The sequence below is a fragment of the Microlunatus elymi genome, from assembly GCF_007362775.1.
GTDB lineage: Bacteria > Actinomycetota > Actinomycetes > Propionibacteriales > Propionibacteriaceae > Microlunatus > Microlunatus elymi.
This window is the reverse complement of the sequence record NZ_CP041692.1, coordinates 3019256-3044831: the sequence shown is the minus strand read 5'-3', so window position 1 is coordinate 3044831 and position 25576 is coordinate 3019256. Positions and strand designations below refer to the sequence as shown.

Annotated in this window: 15 protein-coding genes; 7 read left to right on the top strand and 8 right to left on the bottom strand. The window is 66.6% G+C overall.

Features of this window, described 5'->3' with window-relative positions:
- Positions 1-281: 281 nt before the first annotated feature.
- Both FOE78_RS13620 and FOE78_RS13615 read right to left on the bottom strand, forming a co-directional pair.
- On the bottom strand, positions 282-1226 hold the full coding sequence (locus tag FOE78_RS13620) for a PrsW family glutamic-type intramembrane protease (protein WP_143986770.1): 945 nt from the start codon (positions 1224-1226) through the stop codon (positions 282-284).
- A gap of 37 nt (positions 1227-1263) precedes the next feature.
- Positions 1264-3585, bottom strand: coding sequence for an arylsulfatase (locus tag FOE78_RS13615; protein WP_143986769.1), 2322 nt, complete (start codon positions 3583-3585; stop codon positions 1264-1266).
- Positions 3586-3874: 289 nt separating this feature from the next.
- Here FOE78_RS13615 and FOE78_RS13610 point away from each other — a divergent pair, with 289 nt between their 5' ends.
- The 3 genes from FOE78_RS13610 to FOE78_RS13600 all read left to right on the top strand — a co-directional run bounded on the left by FOE78_RS13610 (position 3875) and on the right by FOE78_RS13600 (position 15875).
- Positions 3875-4813, top strand: a complete 939-nt coding sequence (locus tag FOE78_RS13610; protein WP_143986768.1) for an HAD family hydrolase — start codon at positions 3875-3877, stop codon at positions 4811-4813.
- 98 nt (positions 4814-4911) lie between these two features.
- Entirely contained in the window at positions 4912-13086 is an 8175-nt protein-coding gene (locus tag FOE78_RS13605) for a DUF5979 domain-containing protein (protein WP_143986767.1), read from the top strand.
- Positions 13087-13202: 116 nt separating this feature from the next.
- Positions 13203-15875 (top strand): helix-turn-helix transcriptional regulator, encoded by a 2673-nt coding sequence (locus tag FOE78_RS13600; protein ID WP_143986766.1) that lies wholly within the window; start codon positions 13203-13205, stop codon positions 15873-15875.
- Between the two features lie 13 nt (positions 15876-15888).
- On the opposite strand, the gene FOE78_RS13595 is transcribed toward FOE78_RS13600, so the two are convergent.
- Genes FOE78_RS13595 through FOE78_RS13580 form a run of 4 tightly spaced genes read right to left on the bottom strand, consistent with a single transcriptional unit; the run spans position 15889 to position 19886 of the window.
- Positions 15889-17664: a SulP family inorganic anion transporter gene (locus FOE78_RS13595; RefSeq protein ID WP_168207512.1), complete on the bottom strand. Its 1776-nt coding sequence runs from the start codon at positions 17662-17664 to the stop codon at positions 15889-15891.
- Entirely contained in the window at positions 17661-19070 is a 1410-nt protein-coding gene (locus FOE78_RS13590; RefSeq protein WP_143986764.1) for a hypothetical protein, read from the bottom strand. The genes FOE78_RS13595 and FOE78_RS13590 overlap by 4 nt, the downstream gene beginning before the upstream one ends.
- 4 nt (positions 19071-19074) lie before the next feature.
- Positions 19075-19437, bottom strand: coding sequence for an SHOCT domain-containing protein (locus FOE78_RS13585; RefSeq protein ID WP_143986763.1), 363 nt, complete (start codon positions 19435-19437; stop codon positions 19075-19077).
- A 2-nt stretch (positions 19438-19439) separates the two neighbouring features.
- A complete protein-coding gene (locus FOE78_RS13580) occupies positions 19440-19886 on the bottom strand; it encodes a DUF6325 family protein (protein WP_143986762.1) in 447 nt (148 codons plus the stop codon).
- Between the two features lie 296 nt (positions 19887-20182).
- Here FOE78_RS13580 and FOE78_RS13575 point away from each other — a divergent pair, with 296 nt between their 5' ends.
- On the top strand, positions 20183-21325 hold the full coding sequence (locus FOE78_RS13575) for an AI-2E family transporter (protein ID WP_143986761.1): 1143 nt from the start codon (positions 20183-20185) through the stop codon (positions 21323-21325).
- On the opposite strand, the gene FOE78_RS13570 is transcribed toward FOE78_RS13575, so the two are convergent.
- Positions 21322-21528, bottom strand: coding sequence for a hypothetical protein (locus FOE78_RS13570; protein ID WP_143986760.1), 207 nt, complete (start codon positions 21526-21528; stop codon positions 21322-21324). The two genes, FOE78_RS13575 and FOE78_RS13570, sit on opposite strands and share 4 nt — an antisense overlap.
- 76 nt (positions 21529-21604) lie before the next feature.
- Positions 21605-22276, bottom strand: coding sequence for a GAP family protein (locus FOE78_RS13565; RefSeq protein ID WP_143986759.1), 672 nt, complete (start codon positions 22274-22276; stop codon positions 21605-21607).
- Positions 22277-22467: 191 nt separating this feature from the next.
- Here FOE78_RS13565 and FOE78_RS13560 point away from each other — a divergent pair, with 191 nt between their 5' ends.
- The 3 genes from FOE78_RS13560 to FOE78_RS13550 all read left to right on the top strand — a co-directional run bounded on the left by FOE78_RS13560 (position 22468) and on the right by FOE78_RS13550 (position 25453).
- Positions 22468-23043 carry a TM7S3/TM198-like domain-containing protein gene (locus FOE78_RS13560; RefSeq protein ID WP_143986758.1) on the top strand — a complete coding sequence of 192 codons (576 nt, stop codon included), beginning with the start codon at positions 22468-22470 and terminating at the stop codon, positions 23041-23043.
- A 78-nt stretch (positions 23044-23121) separates the two neighbouring features.
- Positions 23122-24798, top strand: a complete 1677-nt coding sequence (locus FOE78_RS13555; RefSeq protein ID WP_143986757.1) for a SulP family inorganic anion transporter — start codon at positions 23122-23124, stop codon at positions 24796-24798.
- Between the two features lie 160 nt (positions 24799-24958).
- On the top strand, positions 24959-25453 hold the full coding sequence (locus FOE78_RS13550) for a DUF1269 domain-containing protein (protein WP_143986756.1): 495 nt from the start codon (positions 24959-24961) through the stop codon (positions 25451-25453).
- Positions 25454-25576 lie beyond the last annotated feature (123 nt).

Here is a 25576-nt window from a genome sequence, read left to right as displayed (position 1 = left end):
ATCGAACTCAACTTCGGTGGGGAAACGGACGCCGCGAGGTTGCCGAGGTCCGTTCGAACTCGACTCCGGTGGGGAAACGGACGCACCGAGGTTGCCAGGGTCCGTTCGGACTCGACTCCGGTGGGGAAACGGACGCTCCGAACCGTAGCCCCGGTTACCGAACGTCGATGACGGCACGACCGACCCGCCGCTCGAGGTCAGACGCACTCCGCCCATCCGCAACGGCGCTGCGGCGGACCGACGACGTGCGGAGCGAGCGCCGCACTTCGTCGGTCCCCTGGTCAGGAGCCCGCCGCAGATCGCCGAGCTGCGGATCCGGTGTTGGGGCCGGCGGCGGGAGCGCCGGCGTGCTGCTTCGGAGTCCGATGACGTCCCCAGACCCGCAGTGCCAGAATGCCGAGCACCGAGATGATGGCCAGCCCGATCACGTAGAAGATCGTGGACAGGTGCTTGATCTTGGTCACGGTCGGCTGCAGCAGCTGCCCGTAGGCCAGTTCGGTCCGTACCCCACCGGCCACGGCGATCGCGATCACCGCGGAGATGAAGCCCATCGAGTCCCACAGCGAATGCAGGATCGCCACCATCACGAACGCCAGCGGGATCGTCCAGGTGAACCGATATTTTCCGCGAGCCCCGGCGGCGGCGAAGATCGCGGCACCCAGGATCGCGGTCCAGAGCACGTGCCCGACCGGAGTCAGAACCGCCCGTACGGCCTCGGTCTCCAGCATTGAGACCACGTCCACGCCACGCCGGGTCAGGCCGGCGTTGAAGGCGTACCCGGCGGACTCGAAGGCAGCGAACCCGGCACCGACGGTCGCGCCGAGCAGTGCCCCCTGACGTCCGACCTTGGGGGCGACCCGCCAGCCGACCACGATGAAGACCAGGCCCTTGACGAATTCCTCGATCGCGCCGACCGCCAGGTACAGATGCCACGACGGCTTCAGATTCACCTCGAGGATGGAGGCGCCGAGCACACCGAACACACCGCCGACGAAGAACGCCATCATCAGCCAGAGGGTGTCCAGATTGCCTTCCACCCGCTCGGCGGCGAACAGCACCACCGAGAACGGCACCAGGAAGCTGCCGAGCAGAATCACCGTCGGCACCAGATTGGAGTTCTCGGTCGCCAACGTGACCGCGGCGGTGATCAACCACAGCGCTGCGCCGCCGATCAGCGTCTTCCACCACCAGCCTCGGCGCTGTGGCGCCACTGCTTCTGTAGCCATGGTTGATCACCCGCCGTTCACGTTGTTGATCTTGGTGTCAGTCGCGCGACATCGCAGCCAGCGCTTCCGTCTCCAGATCGAGGTAGCTCTCGTCACTGACGTCGACACCAACGCCGAGGATCTTGCCGCCGGTGAAGGTGAACGGAGCCTTGTACGTCCGGCTCACCGAGTCGGCGCTGTCGAAACCCACGCACAACCCGTCACCGCAGAGGGTGAACTTGCCGATCTGCGCCCGCATCGGACCCTCGGCGACAACTTGATCATCGACGTACAGCTTGGTGGTGCCGACGGACTCCTTGTGCGGACCGGCCTTCTCCCGGGTGAACTCCATCCCCAAGGCATGCGGGCCGGGCGTGAGCTTGTCGGAGACGAAGGTCTGCTCCGGCGGGATGCCCAGGAAGTTGTACACGTAATGCAACTTCCCGTCTTGGATGAACAGCGCATGACCGCCGAACCGAGAACCGTGGGCGAAGATCACGCCCTCGGCCCCCTCGCTGAGGTCGACATCGGCGATGATCTTGTACGACCGGCCGCGGACGTTGACCGCGACCCCCTCGGGCACCGCACCGCTGCCCGGATAGTAGATGTACCGGCCGCGGGGCGGCTCGGCCTGTGGGCGTTCGACGGTCAGCATCTCCATCACCGTGCGGTCGTCGAGCGGCAGGCCGTTCTTGTCGTTCGCCTCCTCGAACCAGGCGTCGATGAGCTCCTTGACCTTCTCCGGATGCTGATCGGCGACGTTCTTGGATTCCGAGCGGTCCTCGTCGACGTGGTACAACTCCCACTTGTCCTGGTCGAAATGGCCCTTGTTGTTCAGCGGTGCATGGGTGGCCGCCGCCTTCCAGCCGTCCTGCCAGATGCCGCGCGTCCCGCCGATCGTGTAGTACTGCCGCTTCTTCTGCGTCGGCGCATCGGCAGCGTCGAAGGTGTACTTCATCGAGACCCCGGGCAGCGGGATCTGCTCGACGCCCCGGTAGACCTCCGGCATCTCGAGTCCGGCCAGGTCGAGGATGGTCGGCACGATGTCGGTCACGTGGTGGTACTGGTGCCGGAGCTCGCCCTTGGCCTTGATCCCCTTTGGCCAGGAGATGATCATCGGGTCGCAGGTGCCACCGGCGTACTGCGCATACCGCTTGAACATCTGGAACGGGGTGCTGAACGCCGCCGCCCAACCGGTCGGGTAGTGGTTGTACGTGTCCGCGGTCCCGAGCTTGTCCAGCATGGTGAGGTTTTCGGCCAGGTCATCGGGGTAGTTGTTGAAGTACTTGTTCTCGTTCACCGAACCACTGGCGGTGCCCTCACCCGAGGCGCCGTTGTCGGCGCAGTAGAACACGATCGTGTTCTCCAACTGCCCGGTCTCCTCCAGGTAATCGATCACCCGGCCGACCTGGGCGTCGGTGTATTCACTGAAGCCGGCGAACACCTCCGCCATCCGACTGAACAGCTTCTTCTCGTCGTCGCTGCACTCGTCCCACGGCTTGACCCAGTCGATCGGGTTCTGCTGCTCCTCGGCGATCGGGTTGAACGGGGTGAGCTCGGTGCCCTCGGGCAGGACGCCCTTCTCGATCATCCGGTCCAGCACCCACTGCCGGTAGGCGTCGTAGCCGTCGTCGAACATGCCCTTGTACTTGTCGGCATATTCCTTCGGGCTGTGGTGCGGGGCGTGATTGGCGCCCGGGCAGAACCACATGTACCAAGGCTTCGACGGGTTGGATGCCTGCTGGTCGCGAAGCATCGTGATCGCCTGATCGGCCAGGTCCTTGGAGAGGTGGTAGCCCTCCTCCGGCGTGTACGGCTGCTCGATGAAGTGGTTGTCCTCGCACAGGTCCGGATACCAGTTGTTGGTTTCCCCGCCGAGGAAGCCGTAGAACCGATCGAAGCCCATTTGCAGCGGCCACCGCGACTTGTTGCCGCCCGCGGAGATATCCTCCTCCGGCACGTCGTGATCCTTGCCCAGCCAGTACGTGCTGTAGCCGTTGTCCTGCAGGATGTGTCCGATGCTTGCGCACTCGTCCGGAATCCGGCCGGCGTTGCCCGGGTATCCGTTGGTGGTTTCCATGATCGACGCGATCCGGTTCGTGGTGTGGTCACGGCCGGTGAGGAAGCACGATCGAGTGGGCGAGCACAGCGCGGTGGTGTGCCACTGGGTGTAGGTCAGGCCGTTGTCGGCCAGCCGCTGCGCGGTCGGCATGTTGACCCGGCCGCCGTACGGGGACCAGCACGCCATCCCGGTGTCGTCGTACAGCACCACCAGCACGTTGGGTGCGCCATCGGGTGCCTTCGGCAACTCGTACGGCGTCCAGTCCGGCACCGAATCGCGGACGTCCAGGTTGATGACGCCGTTGAATTCCTTGGTCACGATCTACCTCCAGATTGAGCAGACTCTCGGCAATACGAGTGAAACGGCACCGAGCCGAGCTGAAACAATCCAGTGCCGAATGAACCTCATGCTTTCGGGCGATGCGTGCTCGGGCGTCGCCCGTAACGGGTGAAAACAGCCCTTCCTACCCAGGTGGGAGCCGCCTGAGATTGCCGGATGCGCGGCCATGAGCGGCACTTGCTACCGGCTCACCCGGATTGGGGGATGTGGTCGATTCGCCCATATCGGGAGAGTTGCTTTCCTGCCCCCACGTGTCTTCGGAGGATTGATGGCGACAACGCCCAAGAGCGAACCGTCTCGGCTACCGTCCTGGCGACCCGGCCCGGCCCGGGACGCGATCATCGGCTATCTCAATCGCATCGACGACGTTCCCGTCCGGAATCGGGTCGCCTACATCGACAACGACGGCACGATGTGGTGCGAACGTCCGAGTTATGTCCAGTACGACTTCTTCATCGACGCGCTGCGGCAACGGTCGGCGGACGACTCCTCGCTGGCGGAGCAGCCGGAGTTCGCTGCTCTGCTCAGCAACGATGCAGCCAAGATCAGCGAGCTCGGGTTGGCCCGGATCGCGGTCGCGCTGACCCGATTGTTCGACGGGCAGACACCGGACGAGTTCGGTGCGGCCGTCGACAACTTCCTGGATCGCTACCGGCATCCGGCGCTGGATCGGCCGATCGGCGGTGTCGTTTATCAGCCGATGCTGGAGTTGATCGAGGAACTGAGGGCCCACGACTTCACCGTCGGCATCGTCTCCGGCGGCGGCACCGAGTTCGTCCGCCGGGTGGCGCCGCGGTTGTACGAGGTGCCACCGGAACTGGTCGTCGGCACCTTGATCGGTTACGACTTCGAGCGCGACGCTGACCAGCATCCGGTTCTTCGTCGTACGACGTCGGTGGTCGGGCAGGCCAACGAGGGTGAGGCCAAGGTGGCCAATATTCAGACCCAGCTGGGTCGCTCGCCGATTGTCGCGATCGGCAACTCTGCCGGCGATCGGGAAATGCTCGAGTGGGCGACGGCCGGCGAGCATCCGGGACTGGCGATCCTGATCGACCACGACGACGCCGAACGGGAGTACGCGTACGCCGGCGAGGCAGCGACTTTCGCCTCGGCGGAGCCGATCACCGAGGTGGCGTCTCGGCTCGGCTGGACGACTGTGAGCATGGCTCGGGACTGGGCGACGATCTTCGCCGAGCAGCGGACCTGAGGCTGGATAAGAATTCGCTGAGCTTGACTGAACACACCAACAACGCAAAGCTACAGAATTACCGCGGCAACGGGGTGCGGCGGTGAGGCATCGTACCGATGAACGGAGTGTGTATGGGCCGCCGCCGGCACCCACGAATCCTGCTGCCGATTGCCAGACTCGGGCGGCGCCTGCGTCGCGGAGTCCGCGGCGGTCGCCGGGTCGTTGCCGGCGCCCTCAGCTTCGCGCTGCTGATCAGCTTCCTGGTGGTCAAGCCTGCCTACGCCGAGGACCCGGCTGAGCTGACGATCAACAAGACGGCGTCGGCGACCGACGTCAACCCCGGCGACACCTTCACCTACACCATCGTCGTCACCTGTACGAACATCGGCTCCGGTGGCTGCACGAGCGCCACCGTCGACGACACCCTGCCCGACGGCATCTCCCTCAACCCTGATGCCTCGGCGATCTCGATCACCGGTGCCGACGGCAATGCGAGTGGAACCAGCGACGGCTTCCACATCGACTTCACCGACACCTTGTCCGATCCCCCGGGTGCCCAAGGGTTGGATGACGGCTCGACTGCAACCATCACCGTTCCGGTCAAGGTGGACGCGGACATCGACCCGACCCAGGACGGGCAGACACTGACCAACAAGGCGACCGCGGACGCCACCAACGCGGATCCGAAGTCCGATACGGCCGACGTAACGGTGCATGTGCCGATCAACCTGGCGGCCAGTACCGACAAGTCGTTCGATCCCGACAGCGGCATCGCCAACCCCGGCACCGAAACCACGATGTCGCTGTCCGGCGGCAACGACTCGAACGTGCCGGTGGACGAGATCACCATCACCGACCCGGTGAACCCGCCGAACGACGCGTTCACCTACCTGGCGGTTACCGGCGCACCCGATGTCACGCTGCCCGACGGTGCCGAGCAGGTCCAGGTGGACTGCTACACCGGCGGCGACTGGGTCAACGGCGACGCATCGGCGCCGCCGGCCCAACTCCCGACGGGCGTCGACCCGGCCGACTGCCAGGGCATCCGGATCCACTTCATCAGCACCGACGGCGCCAACATCGCGCCGGGCGCCTCCGGCAGCGTCGACGTGCCGATGGAACAACGCGACAACATCGCCGACGCCGGCACCGGACCGCTGAACAACGAGGTCTCCACCACCGTCACCCGCGACGGCGACAAGTCCGAACCGAAGACGGCCGACGCGAGCTACGACGTCCAGTCGTCCGACATCGACTTGGACGCGTCCAAGAGCTTCGATCCCGACACCATCGCGGCCGGCAGCGACAGCACCGTCACCATCGGCGCCACCAACACCAGCAACCGCACCCTGGACTCGCTGACCATCACCGAGCCGGTCGACGGCACCAACAACATCTTCACCACCGATCCCGTACTCACCTTCGACGGCTGGGGCGACGGAGTTCAGTGGCCGGCCGGAGCGACCAAGGCAACGGTCACCTACACCTACGCCGACGGCACCACCAGCACCGACAGCACGACGACGGCCAACACGTTGCCCGATCCGACGGCTGGCAAGACGGTGACCGGCTTCACCATCGAGTTCACCGGCGACATCGAGCCCGGTGCCGAGGCGTCCCTTCCGTTCACCGTGACGGCAGCTGACGACCAGACCCAGGACTCGGTCGACCACAAGAACACCATCGACGCCGACTCGACCGCGCCCGGCGGCTATCACGGCCACGCCACGGCCAACGACACCCTGACCACGCTCGTCAAGCGGATCAACATCCATGCCGACAAGAAGATCGTCCCGTCGTCGATCTTCTCCATCCCGGGCCAGACCGCGCTGGTCGAGTTGTCCGGCAAGGTCACCGACTTCCCCGACTCGACCACCGATGCCAACGACATCATCGTCCAGGACCCGGCGGACCTGTCCAACGACGCGTGGTACGACTCCTTCACACCGACCGGTGTGGTCGAGACGCCGATCCCGGCCAACGCGACCCTGACGGTTGAGTACTACAACGGCACCGAGTGGGTGCCCGTCCCGGGGATGGAAGACATCCCCGGTCCGGACACGTTCAGCGGTGACTTCCCGCCGGATGTGCAGGCCAATGCCCAAGGCATCCGCTTCGACTACCACTCCGATGACGGCTTCCCGCCGGGCACCGAGGTCAATCCCAACATCGGCTACAAGCTGAAGCCGAGCGCGGCCGGTGAGGACATCACCGTCGACGACTGCCAGCAGTCCCACGCGTTGTCGGCGCAGCCGGATGTTCCGGATGCGGACTCGAACGTGGCCTGCGACGACATCAAGCTGAACCCGGCCAACGGCGGCAATGCCGACTTCATCGCCAAGTCCTGGGACGACCCGAAGGCCGTCGGTGAGCGGACCCAGGAGGAGGCCGGTGCGACCATCAACTGGTCGACCAGCGGCGCCAGCAACATCCCGGAGATGCAGATCTCGGATGTTCCGAACCCGAGCGCGGCCAACCTGAGCAGCACCGTGTTCGACAGCTTCGACCTGTTGCGGATTGACCCGATCACCGCGGCCATGGATCCACACCTGACCTATGACCAGGTGACCGAGGTCGACCTGTACAGCCTTAGCCAGGACCAGTGGATCGAGGCACCGAACGACCCGTGCCCCGGTGCCTGCGACGGTACCTTCCCCGGCTACACCCTGGACACGGGTACCGGTGCCGGCAGCCAGGCCGACACCATCGCGTTCCGGTTGACCTACCAGGAGAGTCCGACCCGGTCCGAGCGAATCAACGGCAATCCGGAGGCGCCGCCGGTCGGCAGCGGTGTGGCGCGCTCCTCGGGCAACGACCGGGGGATCCATCCGGTCTTCCAGATCCGCGATGAGCTGCGGTCGAACCCGCAGGATCCGGTGTTGGCCGAGGACGTCTACAACGTGGCCGGTGAAACCGGCGAGGTGCGTAACACGGCCGGGTCCGACGTGATCATCAATGGTAAGGCGTACGCCCATGACGAGGCGTCCGACATCATCGCCATCACCCCGGTCAACGTCACGGCCAAAATCACCAAGGACTGGTCCGGTGGCCCGCTGGGTGTTCCCGCGCCGGGTACGGCGAATTTCCCGGATGAGTATCCGACCGGGCGGGTCAGCCTGTCGGCGGAGAACACCACCCCGCGCAAGGTGGACAGCCTGACCATCAACGAGCCGGTCTCGCCGACCGATCCGTTCGATGTGTTCAACCTGCAGGGCTTCCGTACGATCTCCGCACCGGGTGACATCGGCGCCACCGATGTCACGGTCACCCTCGAGCTGGCCGGCGGCGGCACCCGAACGATGACCAGGGATCAGGCGCTGAATGCGGCCGAGTCGGACCTGACCGACGTGGTCGGGTTCAGCATCAAGTACACCGGTCGGATCCTGTCCGAGGGCACCGCGAAGGTCGTCTTCGACACCCGGCTGCGTCCGACCCATCGGTCTGACGGGACCAACGTGACCGCGGCCGACGACAGCCCGGTCAACGACCTCGCCTCGGCCACGGCCAGCGACCTGGACAACTACCCCGGCGTCGAACCGCGGACCAACACCGACACTGACCCGGCCGAAATCACCCTGCGGCCGCAAGGCATCGGACTGGACGTCACCAAGGACATCACCCCGGCATCGCAGACCGAGCCCGATGACTCCCCCGTCACCGTCACCCTGACCGGGCAGCCATCCGGCCCGTCGCGGTCGTACAAGATGACGCTGACCGACGACGACACCACCTTCTTCAACGCGTACGACTTCATCGGCTTCGGCAACTTCAGCTTCACCTCGCCGATCAATCGGGTGCAGGTCGATGCGTACGTCGGCGGCACCTTCACCGCGGCGGGCCGCAACCTGGTCCGCACCGGTGGCCAGTGGGTGGAAGGCTCGCCGGGCACCGCCCTGACCCTGCCCGACGGTGTCACCGCCGACCAGGTACAGGGGCTGCGGTTCACCTTCACCCGGGCCGACGGGGCGATCTGGGAGAACCCGGCCACCCCGAAGCAGACCGTCCTACTGCAGATGCAACGCCGGACCGATCTGCGCAGCGGCAAGCCGGTGACGTCCGACCTGCAGGGCAACGACCCCATGCCCGGTGAGGACGATCCGGGTGTGTCCAGCGATGACCTGCACGGCCAGACCTGGGCCAAGGACACCGTCGGCGGCGAGCAGATCAGCGCCACCGACGACGCCACCGACACCATCCTCTACAAGCACTCGCTGAACGCCGTCACCGTGAACAAGACGCCGGAGGGCGCCCAGGCACCGGCGGAGGACATCCCGTACACGCTGACGTTCAAGAACACCGGTGACACGCCGATCACCAACCCGGTGATCACCGATCACATTCCGTCTGATGCGGATGGTCCGTTGCTGGTCAAGGACCCGGACCTCGCGGCGGGCGATTCCGGCTACACCTATGCCCTGGACGGCGCTGCGCCGACCCCGCCGAACGGCAGCCCGATGCCGACCGATTCGGCCGGCACCGCCGGTGACGTGAGTGTCGACGAGACGCCGACCCAGCTGAGGTTCACCTTCCCGAAGGGAACCGTGCTGGAGGTCGGTCAGACCTACACGATCACCACCGCGTTGCAGTTCCGCACCGGGCTGCCGGGCAACACCGACGTCACCAACACCACCGGCATCACCGGTGACCGGCCCTGGGACCAGTGTTCGCAGAAGCTGGACACCGACACCGGCGAGTGTCAGGCCAGTACGACCGTCTACCCGATCCGGGCCGGTGCGCTCAAGGGCGTGAAGATGGTGAAGGCCGACGACGACGAACTCGGTGTTAACAACACCCGTAATGATCCGAACGGCTGCCAGCCCAACGACGAGGGCTTCTACGTCGGCGGCTGTGTACCGGTGACCAAGCCCGGCGGGACCGACACCTGGCGGTTCGAGTTCACCAACACCGGCAACCTGCCGCAGGACAAGGTGTACGCGATCGACCGGCTGCCCACTCCGGGTGACACCGGCGCGATCACCTCGCTGGAACGCGGATCGCAGTGGACGCCGGAACCGGTCGACATCACGTTCGCCGGCACCAGCGAAGGCACCGTCAGCCAGTGGCGGGTCTACTTCGACACCGATCAGGACCTGTGTACCGACGATCTGGACAACCTGCAGGGCTGCCCCGGCGGCGCCTGGACCTTGATCGACACGATCGACAACCCACAACCGGGCGATGCCGTGCACGTGCCGCCCAACGCGACCGCGGTCAAGGTCGAGACGGACTTCGCCGCCGACGACATGTTCGATCCGACCGGCGTACTGAGCTTCGAGGCGCAGACTCGGGCACCGGCCCAGTCCGAGACCGCGGGTGAGGACACCATCGCCTGGAACACCGTCGCGGCCGCCGCCGAGACCGACGACGAGGGTACGAAGGGTCTGGCGCCGAAGTCCGAGGGCAACAAGGTCGGTGTCGCGCTGGCGACCGGGCCGCTGCAGATCGAGAAGGTGGTCACCGGTCCGGCCGCGAAGTACGCACCGGCGGAGTTCCACCTGAATCTGAAGTGCACGTCGGTGGGCGAAAATGTCGATCTTGGCGACAAGGCCGACGTCACCGTGACGCCGAACCAGCCGGTCGAGGTAGACGACCTGCCGTGGGGTTCGGACTGCACCGTGACCGAGGACCCCGATTCGGGCGCCTCCGGCTTCAGTGCCACCACCGTGACGGTGCAACGGGCGGATCAGACCGTACCGATCATCGTGGCGACCAACACGTATGAGAATGCGCAGTTGTCGCTGACCAAGGCGATCGGCGATCACGCTGTCGACCAGGACGGTAATGCGGTCAGCTACGGACCGTTCAGCTTCGACGTGGACTGCACGTTCCTCGGTGATCCGGTCTATGCGACCGGCTACAGCGCCGACAAGCCGATGACGGCCACCTTCAACGCCGGCGAGACGGTTACGTTCACCGGGCTGCCGGCCGGCTCGGAATGTACTGCGACCGAGACCGACAATGGCGGCGCTTCGAGCACCGAGTGGTCGCTGAACGGCAACGATTACACCGACGGCGACACCGCCAAGCTCACGCTGGATCCGAACGGTGACGGCGGCGCGGTGACCAACGAGGTCAGCTTCCGCAACGACTTCCCGGTCACCCAGTTGTTGATCAAGAAGGACGTCACCGGTCCGGGCGCGAGCCGTTACGGCGCTGGTCCGTTCACCGTGCATCTGCACTGCATCAACCCGAACAACGATGCCGTGGTCTACGACGACGACATCGTGCTCGGTGGTGACGAGCCGCTCAGCAAGACGGTCACCGATCTGTACGACGGTGCGAGCTGTCAGGTGACCGAGACCGCCAACGGTGGCGCCAACTCGACCACGATCGACCCGGACGGTCCGTTCACGGTCACCGGTGACGACGCGGACAACCCGGTCACCGTCACGGTGGACAACAGCTTCGAGGTGGCCCCGGTCGAGGTGACCAAGGAACTCGCCGGCTTCGGACGGATCCGAGTCCCGAGGGGCACCACCTACGAGGTCGAGTTGACCTGTACGCGTCAGGTCAACGGCGAGACGGTGCCGGTCGACATCCCGGGCGGCGCGACTCGTACGCTCACCTACCGCAGCCAGATGACCGTGCTGTACCGCGGGCTGCCGGTCGGTGCGACCTGCCAGCTGGCCGAGACCGACACCGGTGATGCGACGTTCAGCACCATCGACCCGAGCGGCTCGTTCACCGTCACCCCGCGCGACGAGAACAATCGACCGACCGCGGTGGTCAACGTCACCAACACCTACCAAGCGGGTGCGGTGCTGGTGCACAAGGACGTGACCGGAGGTGCGGCCGGCCAGGTCCCCGACGACACCGAGTTCACTGTGCAACTGACCTGTACGCAAGTGATCAACGGCGAGACGGTACCGGTCAACTTCCCGCTGCAGAACAACGGCGTGAAGACCATCACCAAGGCCCACCCGAATGCCCTTTTCATCGGCATTCCGCTGGGTGCCACCTGCTCGGTGGCCGAGACCGATTCCTCCGGGGCGACCACCTCGACGATCAGCCCGGCCGATGACTTCACGGTCACGTCCAACGCCGAGGCGTTCAGGGTCACCGCGACCAACGACTACCCCGTTGCTCCGGTCAACGTGATCAAGGAGATCACCGGCGGTGGTGCCTCGCAGGTGCCCGATGACACCGAGTTCAGCGTGCAGTTGACCTGCACCACCGACTTCGACGGTGACGGGACGCTTGAGCCCGTCGATCTGCCGGATGCCGGTGTGATCACGCTGACCAAGGCGAACGGTCTGAAGGGCAGCTGGCCGGCGGTACCTGTTGGTGCCGAGTGCCAGGCTGAGGAGCTGACCACCGGCAGCGCTACCACGAGCTCGATCTCGATCACGATGCCGGACGGCACCCAGACCGACGGGTCATTCATCGTGACACCCGAGTCGCAGCAGAACCCGATCACGGTCACTGCCACCAACGACTACCCCGTCGGCTCGGTGCACCTGATCAAGAAGCTGACCGGCGACGGCGCGGACCAGGTTTCCGACGACACCCAGTTCACCGTCCAGCTGACCTGCACCACCCGCTACGGCGGTGATCCGGTCCCGGTGCCGCTGCCCGACGACGGCGTCAAGACGCTGTCCAAGGCCAACGGCATGGAGGCCGACTACACCGACATTCCGTTGGGTGCCGAGTGTCAGGCCAAGGAGACGGCGAACGGCGGTGCGAACAGCACCACCATCGATCCGGCGGGCACCTTCGCCGTCGACTCGCAGACCGATCCGATCACGGTGACGGCGACCAACGACTACCAGGTCGGTCAGGTCTCGGTGATCAAGAAGATCGCCGGCGACGGGACCGATCGGGTCAAGCCGACCACCGAGTTCACCGTCCAGCTGACCTGCACCCAGCAGGTCAACGGCAAGACCGTCCCGGTCACCCTGCCCGACGACGGCGTACAGACCCTGTCCAAGAAGACGGGCCTGGAAGCCGACTACACCGACATCCCGGTCGGCGCGAAGTGTGCCGTCCAGGAGACCGACAACGGTGGCGCCGACGCGTCGACGGTCAGCCCGGAATCGGTGACGGTCGGCACCGACGACAGTGAACCGGCCTCGTTCGAGGTGACCAACACCTTCAACGCCGTACCGCCGTCGCCGAGCCCGTCGCAGTCGCCGACCAACGCGGCACCGCCGTCGACACCGCCGAGCTCGGGCCCGGCCCAGGGTGGTCTGCCGAACACCGGCGGCCCGTCGCTCGGACTGTTGGTCCTGGGCGGGATGCTGCTGGCAGCGGGCGTGTTCGTGGTGGCCCTGTCCCGCAGGCGCCGAGGGTGACGAACGGCCCCAACTTGTCAGCGTGAGGAAGCGCTCCGGCGTCACCTCGCGCTGACAAGTAGGCGGTTGGCGATAATCTGCAGCCTGACGTTGTACGACGGAGGGCTTCAATCAGGATGGCTGCGGGCGAGCTCGGCACTCGGTCAACGGTGGCGATGGCCCGGGTCCAGGTCCCGCGGCTGCCGGACTGGGCGATCCGTCGCGCACGATTGGGCCGCGACGAGCGCACCCGACGCCCGGTCACGCTCGTCTGCGCGGCCGCCGGGTCTGGGAAGACGCTGCTGGTCGCAGAGTGGGCCAGAACAGCACGACTGCAGGGTACGGGCGTTGCCTGGCTGGCCCTCGAACCCGCCGACGACAAGCCGTACGAGTTCTGGTCCGCGTTGCTGGAAGCGTTGCGCTTGGCCTGCGACGAGCCGGTGGCCGGCGCGCTCAGTTCCCTCAGCCCACCGCGAGAAGGCTTCGAGTCCGGGTTCGCGGCGACCATCCTGAACATCCTCCAGGACGCTGGTCGGCCGATCTGGCTGGTTCTCGATGATCTTCATGAGGTCGGCCATCCGGATGTGATGGCAGGCATCGACTACCTGCTGGCGCAGCTGCCCGGCAATGTCACGATGATCTTGGTCAGCAGGCGCGAGCCGGAGCTGGCGTTGCACAAACTACGGCTTGATGATCGCCTGCAAACCGTCGCCGGCAGCGATCTCGCCTTCACCGCCTCGGAGGCGGCCGACTTCTTCGCCGCTCTGGGACTGCAGCTCGGCGAAGATGATCTTGGACGGCTGGTCACGCGGACCGAAGGCTGGGTGGCCGGACTGCGGCTGGCCGCGCTGAGTCTCAGCAGGGCAGACGATCCCAGCGTGGTGGTGGCCGGTTTCGCAGGTGATCAGCGGGCCGTCGGCGACTACCTGTCGGAGGAGATCGTCGGCCAGCTGCCGCCGGACCTTGATCAATTTCTGCACGACACCTGCGCCCCCGAGCAACTCCCGATCAGCTTGGCCGCCGAATTGTCGGGCCGCCCCGACGCCGGCCGATTGCTGGACGACTTGTGCCGGTCCAATGCGCTGGTCGTGCAGTCCGGGGACTCGTCCGGCTATCGCTACCACAGCCTGCTGCGGGAGTCGTTGCTGGCGTCCCTGCACCGGCGAGATGTCGGCGCCCCGCCGCGCCAGCATGCGGCGACCGCCCGCTGGTACGACCGGCACGGCGAACCGGCGATCGCGCTCTCGCACGCCCTCGCGGCCGGCGACGACAAGTTGCTGACGGAACTGATCCGCCGGCACGGGCTGCGCCTGATCCTGTCCGGGCAGGCGGCTCATGTGCTCGGCACGGCAGATGCCGCCATCGCCGAACCGGTCGGCCTCGATGCTTCGACCGGTATCGCCAAGGAACCTGGCGTCGGCGTCACCGCCGCGTTGGCTGCCCTCGACGTCGGCGATCTCGCGCGAGCCGACTACTGGCTCGGCGCCCGGCGCCACCTGCACCGGCCGGCCGGCCTGGAACGACCCGACCCGAAATCGGGCCCCTTGATCGCGTCGGTCGAGATCCAGCGAGCCCTGCCCGGCGGCGATGTCGCCGAGGCGATCGAGCGGACCGGAATCCTCGGCGTCGAGCCGACCGGTGACGGTGATGTCGACCTGATGCTGTTGGCCTATCGGGCACCGGCCCGGCTGCGCATCGGGGACTACCCGGGTGCGGTGGACGATCTGCGCCGTGCGCTCGCGCTGGCCCGCGCCGGCCGGTACAACCAGTTCGAGTTGTGGACGCTGTCCCAGCTGTCCGGAGTGACCGGCGCGATGTGCGACCTGGTCCAGAGCCGGCGCTGGGCCGACGAGGCGATCAGTTTCGCCGCCCCGCGCGGTTGGTCGCAGTCGCCGCGGCTGGCCTACGCCTACCTGCTGGCGGCCTGGACCGCGTTCCAGACCGGCGATATCGCCGGGCAACACCGGCTGGCCGAGCTGGGCATGCAGTCGCTCGACGGGGTCAACAACGTAGAGATTGCGCTCGGCGTACGGAGTATGGGTGCGCTGGCCCGGTTCGAGGCATCGGCGGGCGACGACAAGCGGCGGGCAGCACGAGACTTCCACCGGATGTGGTCCGATCCCCAGGCCGCGGAGGCGTCCCCGGCGCTGACGGGCCACGCCGGCGCCCAGGAAGTGCGGATGGCATTGGCGGTCGGCGAGTCCGGCTGGGCCGCGGCCGCTGTGCAACGGACCAGGCGGCGGCTGCCGGGCAGCGTCGAGGCAGCGGTGATGAACGCCGAGGTGTTGCTGGCGCTGGGCCGGCCGGGTCAAGCGCTCGAGCTGCTCGCGCCCGCCGTCGACGGAAAACTGATCGCGCACCTGCCGGCGTCGTTGGTGGTCGCTCAGGTGATGACTGCCCACCTGGAACAAGATCGCGGGAACCCCACCCGCGCCCTGGCCGCTCTGCAACGCGCCGTCGAGGCGGCCGCGCCGCAGAATCTGCAGCGGCCGTTCATCGACGCCTGGCCGCGGATCAAGCCGCTGATCATCAACCACGCCGGCCAGTTCGGCACCGCGAACCAGTTCGTCACGGCGCTGCTGGAGCGGACCTGGCCCGACCAGGAGCCGATCGGCCCGCGGCTGCTCAGTCCCAAGCAGTTGGAACTGCTGCGCGATCTGCAGGCGGTGCTGCCGGTGCGTCAGCTGGCCGAGAGCCGCGGTGTCAGCGTGAACACCACCCGGACCCATCTGCGGGCGATCTACCGCAAACTCGGCGTCTCCAGCCGCAGCGAGGCGATCCAGGTCGCCCGCGCCCGGGGCCTGTTGTAGAGGGCGCCGGCGATCAGTGCCGACGGAGCAGGTGGACCTTGCCCCAGCGGACGGCGTCGTGGAACCATCCTGGTCCCCCGCCGTGCTCGGCCGACTCCTCTGCCGCCGGCTCGATGTTGCCGTTGATCCACTCCGCGGCATCGTGCTTGGCAGCCATCGTCGATTCGGTCAGTGTTGACGTCATCGCGTACACGTTGGCCGGGCCGAGGGTGCTGATCGCCCGGGTCGACACCAGCTGCCGGCGGACCGACTCCGAAGTCCCGCTGATCTTGAGCAGGCAGCCCGCGTCGGCGAGTCGGGTCGCGTACCGGGTGATCACGTTGATGAACGTGCTGCCGAGATCTTCCTTGCCCCGCAGGGTGATGATCACCACCGAGTTGTGCGACGCCGGATCGATCCCCGGCAACGCGTCCTCGAACGTCCCCGCCGAGGCGAAGAAGAGACTGCCGTACGGGCGCAGCACGACGACCTCGTCGACACCGAGGGTCGCCGGCGGTTCGGTCTCCTCGATGGCGCCGTCGTCGGTGATCGACCAACGGCGTACGGCAACCCGGTTCGACTGCTGTGCCACGTGCAGGATGATCGAGATCGCGATCCCGGCCAGCACCGCGTACTGCAGCGGAATCACCAGGGTCAGGATGAAGGTGGCCGCCATCACGCTGGCCTGGACGGCGCCGGTTCGCCAGACCATCAGCACCTGATGCGGTTTCAGCGTCTGCACCCCGACCACGATCAGCAATCCGGCCAGCGCCGGCATGGCCACGTAGCCGACCAGGCCGCTCAGGGTGACGATCACGATGATCATGGTGACGCCGGCGACCAGCTGGGCGATCCGGCTGCGGGCACCGGAGTTGGTGATGATCGCCGTCGCCGACATCGACCCGCCGACCGGCATCCCTTGCAGCAGACCGGTGGCGATGTTGGCGATCCCCTGCCCGCGGAAGTCGCCGGACGGATCGGGATAGCTCCCGTCCGGGTTCGGCACCGACCGGCTGATCGCCGCGCCCTGGACCAACCCGACGAAGGCGAGCGCGACAGCCGGCACGATCAACGCCGGCACCGCGCCGAGGTCCGGCAGCACCGGGGCCGGCAACCCGGCCGGCACGTCGGTGATGTCCTGCAGCTGATGCACCTTCATGCCGGGGACGGCAGCGACCGCGGAGCCGACGACGATGGCCAGCACCATGCCCAACGCGCCGATCCGGGTCCGGCCGGTGGCCACGATGATGATCATGGTCAGCACGCCGACGGCGACGTCGGGCCAGGACCAGCCGGGCAGGTGGATGACCGAATCCAGCGCCTTCAGCAACCGGTTGGCGCCGGAGCTGTCGTAGCCGGTCAGGTTGTCCAGCTGGCCGAGCACGATGTTCACCGCGACCGCGTTGACGAATCCGGTCAGCACGGCATTGGGCACCCAGCGGACGATCCAGCCGAGCCGGGCGATGCCCAGGCCGAGCATGATCAAACCGGTCAGCAGCGTGAGCGTGAACAGCGCCCGATGCGCGTCCTCGGAGTTGCCGTGCACCTGGGTGACGTCCGACACGACCACCGACATCGCGCCGGTGGCCTGGATCGTCATGAACGCCGAACTGGTTGCCAGTGCGCCGAAGATGGTGCCGAAGACGTAGCCGTACAGACCGAAGACCGGATTCACCCCGGCCAGCAACCCCTGGGCCAGGCCGTCCGGTACGCTCTCGATGCCCAGGACCAACCCCGCCGGCACGTCCTTCTTCCACGTACGCAGGGAAAACCACGACAGCCAGCCGCGGACCGGCCGCAGGTTGATCACGCTTGCGGCGGCAGGCTGACGGTCGGCTCGTGGTCGTCGTCGATGTCCACCGGAGTCGGTGCCGATGCCGCGACCGAACTCGGCGGACGTTCGACGAAGCTGAGGATGATCAACACCACGATCGCCACCACGCCGGTGATCACGATGGTGGATACCGCCAGCGGCCGATTCAGGATGATGATCGCGGCCACCGCGAGGGCGATCACGATCCTGATCAACAAGCGTTGGTTGTAGATCCACACACCCACCTTGCCGGTGCTGACACCACGCTGCTCGGCACTCCGCCGGACATGATCAACTCCACTGCCGTACGCGCCCCGGATCCGGGTCGAACTGCGGAAGGGACCGGCGAACCAGGCCACCAGTGCCACCGCGATGCCGAGCACCAGCCCGGCCACGGCAGTACTGCGCATCGCGGCCGTGGCGGTGTTGTACATCAGATCGGTCACGTTGGCCGGCGCCAACGAGGGCGGCACCGCGGTCTTCAGGATCGCCCGGCCGATCACGAAGCCGAGCAGCAGCACCGCCATCGCGATGGCGAAGCCGACGCCGGTTGCGGTCAGCGTCCGGACCCGTCGGCGAGCCACCACCACCCCGGCGACCAGGAACAGCAGGCACACCCACGGCAGCCAGGTGCCCAGCGCGATCACCGCCCGGTAGCCGGCCTGGACGTTGGAAATCTGATCGGCCTGAGCGATCGGAATCGTCTTGTTCACCGACGGAATCCTCGAGGCGATGCCGATGCCCTTGTCGATCAACGCCTGCTTGATCTTGTCGATGATGGGACCGAGTTGGATGCCGATGGTGCCGTTCTGCTGCGCCTTCAGGATCGCGTTCGGATCATCGCTCAGGGTGGCCATGATCTGGGTGTGACTGATCCGCAGGGCGTCCTCCCAGGCCGCCGCAAAGGCGTCCGAGCGGACGAACTGGGTCACGCCGCTCTGGATCAGGCTCTCCATCCCGCGCGCGGCCGCACCCTGCAGGGCATCCAGTGCGGTGTTGGCGCGCGGTCCGGTGCCGAGCTGCTTGATCCCGTCGATCAGGTCCTTGGTCAGTTGGTCGATGTCGACGTTGTTGTTGATCGCCACCATCGACTGGTCGATGACGTAGTCCTGCACGGCCCGGTTCTGCGCCAGCGGTGCGTACGTGGCCACGAACTGGTCGGTGTCGACCAGGGTCGCCTTGGCCCAGACGGTGACCACCGACAACGGCGCCAGAATGCACCCGATCACGATCAGACACACCGACAACACCGTCCAGCCCCGACCGCGCCGCGGCCCGGGACGGACCGCCGACGGCTGCGGCGGCACGGGCGGCGCACCCTGATCCCGCAGCTGTCGGTTCTCGGCCTCGAGCTGGGCAATCCTCGATCTCAGTTCGTCGGTGGTCGGCGACTCAGGCACCATCGGATCACGCGCCCAGGATCTTGGCCTTCTGCGCGGCGAATTCCGCGTCAGTCAGGATCCCCTGTTCCTTCAGCGCCGCCAGCCGCTCCAGCTGGGTGACCGTGTCGTCCACCGAGACCGACTGCTGGGCGGCGGGTGCCACCGGTGCCGCCTGCACCGCAGCCTGCTGCTGCGCGGCCTGAGCCGCGGCCATCATCTGAGCCTGCTGCTGCTGCTGCTCGTAGGCCTGCATCTCCTGCTGCTCGGCCGCCCGCTGCTGCTGGTGCCGTGCCATCCCGCCGGAGACCGCACTGGCTGTGCCGGCGACGACCGCCGTACGAGCAGCAAGGCCGACCAGTCCGGGTCGTCCGAATCGACGTGCAAGCATGATCAGTTCCCTTCCTCGGCGGTGTCCAGCGCGGCGTACGCCGCCTCGATGCTGTCGTCGGCAATGCGCTCGTGAGCGACGATCACGCCGCCAGCCTCGAAGATCGCGCTGCGCAGCCGAACCGCCCACATGTTCTCCCAGGCGACGACGACTGCCGACGAACCCGGCTCCAGGCCGTCGCCGACCTCGTTGGCGTCGGCTTCGCTGAGCAACCCTTGGTGATCACCGGGTACGGGCAGGACGGCGAAGATGTCGCCTTCGTCGTCAACATCGATGATGGTGACCTCGCCGTCCGTGCTCTTCTGCACGATCAGCGCATCCAGCAGGCGTACAGCACCCGACGCGATGGCGTCGGCGACCGCGGCAGTCACTTTCTCGCTGAGTTCTGCCTCGGGAAACACCACGACCGCCACGTCCACAGGTCCGATCGGTGCCGCTACTGCACTCATCTGGCTCCCTTCACTGTCTGTCAGAGTCCGAGCCTTTCAGCCATCCGAGAGCGATGTCCTCACCCTGTTCGGGTGATGCCGCATGCCTGCTCGAATCCGGATTCAGCGACTGAAACCGGACACCCGGACGACCGTCCCACGACGGTCCTGGCTCGCACAGTATCGTCAACGGCTGCCGGGTCACCCGACTCGGGTGACTCGTTGAGTTGCTGGCGCTGAAAGCCTACGAGGGCGCTGATCCGTCGTACGTCCTGAATCGTCGTGGGCCTTGATCGTCGTACAGGAAGGCAGTCCACATGTCCGAAGTCGTCTCGCCGCGCCCGGCCCGGTCGATGCCACGCGGGCTGCTGGTGCTCCTCGGACTCGCCGCCGCGGTGGTCATCGTGGCCGGCATGAAGGGCGCCGCCGACATCCTCAGCGTGGTGTTCCTGACCCTGGTTCTGACCATCGCGGTGCACCCGCTGCAACGGGTGCTGGCCCGACACATCCCGCCGTGGCTGGCGACCCTGATCTGCCTGATCGTCGTCTATCTCGGCATCCTCGGCCTGGCGTCCCTGATGTTCGTCTCGGCGGCCCAGTTCGCCGGCCTGCTGCCACAGTACGAAGATCAGTTCGACAACCTGGTCGGACAACTCAGCGATCAACTGGCCGCGCTGGGAATCAAGGAAGATCAACTCCACGCGGTGACCGCGCAGTTGGATCTGTCCAAGCTGACCAAGATCCTCACCTCGGCGCTGTCCGGTGTGCTGGGAGTGGTGTCCAACCTGGTCTTCATCATCACGCTGCTGCTGTTCATGACCGTGGACGGTTCGTCGTTCCCCCGGCACATGGTGCGCGCGGCCGGTACCCGGCCGACGATCATCAACGCGCTGCTGAACTTTGCCCGCGCCTCCAACCGTTATCTGCTGGTGTCCACGATCTTCGGCGCGATCGTCGCGGTGATCGACACCATTGCCCTGCTGGTGATGGACATCCCGGCTCCGCTGTTGTGGGGCCTGCTGGCCTTTCTCACCAACTACATCCCGAACGTCGGCTTCGTGATCGGGTTGGTCCCGCCGGCGATCCTGGGCCTGCTGGCCGGCGGACCCGGTCTGATGCTCGCCGTGGTCATCGTCTACTGCGTGATCAACGTGATCATTCAGTCGGTGATCCAACCGAAGGTGGTCGGGGACGCGGTCGGCCTGTCCACCACGCTGACCTTCCTGTCCTTGATCTTCTGGGCCTGGGTGCTCGGTCCGATCGGCGCCATCCTGGCCATTCCGCTCAGCCTGCTGGTCCGGGCGATCCTGGTCGACGCCGACCCGGACGCGAAGTGGATGGTGCCGCTGGTGGCCAACTCCGAGGGAAAGAAGGCGAAGTCGGCCAGTGGCCGGGCCGATGCCGGTACGGAGACCGAGACGACGGAGGCTGAAGACGGCCGCGGGGCGGTCGACGGCTAGTCGTCGTCGGGGATGGTGACCACCTCGAGCACCGAGATGCCCAGCGAGTTCAACAGCGACAGCAGTCCCTGCAGCTCCTGTTGGTCGGCAACATCGCCGGTCAGCGTCGTCGATGCGCGTTGATGCCTGGCGGTCAGGTACGGGTACGCGCCGGCCAGTTCGTCGGTCAGCTCTGCGTCGACGCGGATCAGCATCTTCGACATGACCTACACCTGCCTCACTTTCGGGGCCGACTCTGCGTCGTCGGCCCGCCGTACCGCTTCCATTCCGGTCTGGCCATCACAGCCCCGCTACGCCCTTGCCGATGATGGTGACTCCGATCACCAACAGCAGCACCGACATCACCGCGGCGTTGTGAGCGCCCAGCCAGCCGCGCAACTCGTCCAGTTTCGGCTGGACCGCCTTCTGCGCGGCCAGAAACGCGATCACCGGGATCGCCACCGTGCAACTGCCGATCAGCACGAAGATCACGATCACGACGGCAGCCTGGCCGGCATCCAGACCGACCGATCCGATTGCGACCCCGCCGGCCAGACACAGGGTCAGGTTCTTCGGGTTGATCCCGGACAGCAACGCGCCCAGGCCGAACGCCTTGGCCGGCGTCACCTTGTCGATGGCAGCCATCCACTTCGGCAACTGCGGTGTCTGACCGGGTTTCGGCCGGCCGCGCCACTGCCGAAACGCCAGGAACAACGCGAGCACACCAAGAACGATCTTGATGATCGACGCCACCGGAGACGGCCCGGACGAATCGGAACCGCTGGCCGGGCCGATCACCAACGTGACCACGGTCAGCACCACGGCGATGCCGAGCACCCAGCCGAGCAGGAAGGTGACCGATGCTCCCCGGCCGCGCGGAGACATCAGCATCAAGATCACCGCCATGATCGGCATCGGTGAGATCGCCACACCCAGTGCGATCGGCAGGATGTCCCCGATGGCCTGACCCATTCGTTCCTCCCAGGACTCGACTCGCGCAAGATCAACCTCGGCCGGATCTCAACACCGGCTCAGAATCACGCTACGGTTCGGCGTACCTCGCCGCCCTCACCGGAATCGGGCGAAGCGGCGCGGCGCCACGGCACGAATGCTGGCGCTGCGCGGTGTGCATCACTGCTGTCCGTCACGTCGAAAGAGTTCAGATGTCGGGAATCGTGTTGCTGGTCATCGGTCTGGCGCTGTGCTTCTTCGGCGTCGTCTCGATCCGGCTGGGAATCGCACTGGCCGGCTTCGGTGCCGCCTGGCTGCTCGCCGACGCGCTCGGTGCCAGCTCGACCTGGACCGTCGTCGTCGCCTGCGCCGGCGCCGCGGCGGCTCTGATCTGCACGATGCTGATGACCCACTTCCTGTTCTTCATCGGCGGCGTCTGCGCCGGCGCGATCATCGGTGCCAAGGCCTTCGTCCTGTTCAACGGCCCCGGCTCCGGCTGGCTGCTGGCGGTGATCGTGGTGCCGATCGCCGGGCTGATCGGCGGCTTCCTCGCCAACCACTGGCGGCGCCGTTTCCTGCGCTGGGCCACCGCCTTCGCCGGCGCCGCGTTGGTGCTGTCCGGTCTGGGCCGGATCGGGCCCGACTTCTTCCGCAACCTGTGGCGGCCGGAGTCCGCCCTCGGCGCGATCATCCTGGCCGTCGGCTGGATCGTGCTGACGGTGATCGGCCACGGCGTGCAGTACCAGACCTCGCGCCGCAAGAACCAGAAGGCCGCCGTCAAGGAGTGACAGCAGTGACCGAGCTGATCACGGCATCCCCCGATTTGTGCCAGCCCGCCGGGAGTCCATCATGTTAGCGTCGCCGCCGTGCTGAAACGCGTGCCGATCAACGGGTTGGAACCGAACACCATCGCCTCCGGCGCGATGGCCGGATTCGTCACCGGCGTGTTCTCGATCCCCGAGGGGATGGCGTACGCGCAGTTGGCCGGGGTGAACCCGCTGTACGGCCTGTACTCGGGCCTGGTCGCGACGCTGGTGGCTTCGCTGAGCACCGGCACGGTGCTGATGGTGTCCACGCTGACCAGCGCGATCGCGCTGTCGACCGGCAGCGTCCTGCAGGTGGCCGGCATCGACAAGGGCGACATGCCCGGCGCACTCTTCACGATCACGTTGCTGACCGGCGCGATCATGTTCGTCCTCGGGCTGTTGCGGCTGGGCAGCCTGGTCAGTTTCGTCTCCAACGCGGTGATGACCGGCTTCGTCGCCGGTGCCGCCGTGTTGATCATCATCGGCGAGATCGGCGACTTCTCCGGCTACGACCCGAAGGGCTCGAACAAGATCAGCGAGCTGGTGAACTGGTTCGCCCACATCGGCGACTGGGATCTCACCACCACCTTGATCGCGCTGATCACCATGGCGCTGATGCTGATCGGCAAACGCATCAAACCGGTCGCCAAACTCGCCCCGGTGATCGTGCTGGTGATCATGACGGTGGCTGTCGCAGTGTTGCAGCTGAAGTCGGTGGCCACGGTCGCCGACATCGCCAAGATCCCCAGCGGGCTGCCTCATCCCGACCTGCCCGCCTTCGGTGACGTGCCGGAGCTGGCGTTGGGTTCGCTATCGGTCGCGATCGTGGCGCTGGTCCAGGGCGCCGGGATCAGCTCCGCCTACCCCAACCCGGACGGATCCCGGGCCTCGGCCAATCGTGACTTCATCGGCCAGGGCCTCGGCAACATCGCGGGCTCGTTCTTCCAGTCGATGCCGACCGGCGGTTCGCTGTCGCGTACCGGTGTCTCGGTCGGCGGCGGCGCAAAGTCCCGCTGGGGCGGCATCTTCGCCACCCTCTGGCTGGGCGTGATGGTGCTGCTGTTCGGCAGCGTCGCCGAGAAGGTTCCGCTGTCGGTGATCGCCGCGCTGCTGTTCGTCATCGCCGGCGAGCTCATCGTCGGCCGGGCCGGCAATGCGCTGCTGGCCTTCCGCAGCAACTGGGGATCCACCGCGGCGATGGTGCTGACCTTCGCCGCCGCACTCTTCATCCCGCTGCAGTGGACGATCTTCCTCGGCGCCGGGCTGTCGCTGTTGATCTTCATCGCCTCCTCCTCGCGGGCGGGCTCGCTGAAGGAGCTCAGACGCAGTGATGACGGCTACTGGAGCGAACACGACTCCCCGGACAAGCTGACCTCGGGTCAGATCCTGATCATCGACCTGGCGCACTGGCGTTTCTTCGCCGAGGTGCCGCGGCTGACCCGCAGGCTGCCGCAGCCCGACGGAGCGACGGGCGCGGTGGTGATCCTGCGGATCCGCGACATCCCCACCATCGAGGACACCGGCCTGCGCGCCCTGGACGATTACCACCAGCAACTGGCCGACACCGGCAACACGTTGATCCTGACCGGCATCGCTTCGGGCGTCGTCGATGCGATCCGGCGGGTCGGACTGGAGCGGCGGATCGGCGCGGACAACCTGTTCCCGGCGGGCGCGGACGTCACCCGTGCACTCGACGACGCGTGGAAGCACGCCAGCGAGCTGACCGCGAAGTCCTGAATCGGCCGAGCCCGGCCCGACTGATCCCGAACCTGAGCCTGAGCCTGAGTGGCGGCGTCGGCCGAACGTCGGTTCACCGAGAACGGGTGACCCGCCTACGGCGGTTGGCTGGTCAGGATGGGACCTCCAGTCCGATGTTCGTTCGAATGAGGGAGAACCCATGGCACAAGCCACATTGACCGCGTGGAAGTTCGACACGCCGGAGGGCGCCGACCAGGCCGAGGAGACCCTGAAGCAGCTCGCGCGGGAGAACCTGATCACCCTGCACGACGCGGCGACCGTCTCCTGGGAGCCGGGCGCCAAGAAGCCGAAGACGCGGCAGCTCAACTCGACCAAGGGTGCCGGTGCACTGGGCGGCACCTTCTGGGGGCTGCTGTTCGGGTTGATCTTCTTTGTACCGCTGTTGGGTGCCGCGATCGGCGCCGCTACCGGTGCACTCAGCGGCGCCTTGACCGACGTCGGCATCGACGACGGCTTCATCAATCGCGTCCGTGATCAGATCACCCCCGGCACCTCCGCGCTGTTCGTGATGAGCTCGGATGCCGTGATGGACAAGGTGAAAGACGCTTTCGCCGGACATGCTCCGACCGACCTGATCTTCACCAACATGAGCGACGAGCAGGAAGCCGCGCTGCGGCAGGTCTTCCAGGACTGAGTTGCCCCTGAACGATGAGATCGCCGGTCGAGGAAACTCGGCCGGCGATCTTGTCATTTCGGCAACAATTGACTTGGTCTGAATCCGGTTGAGCCAACGCCGGGCCAAGATCAGAAGTCCGGG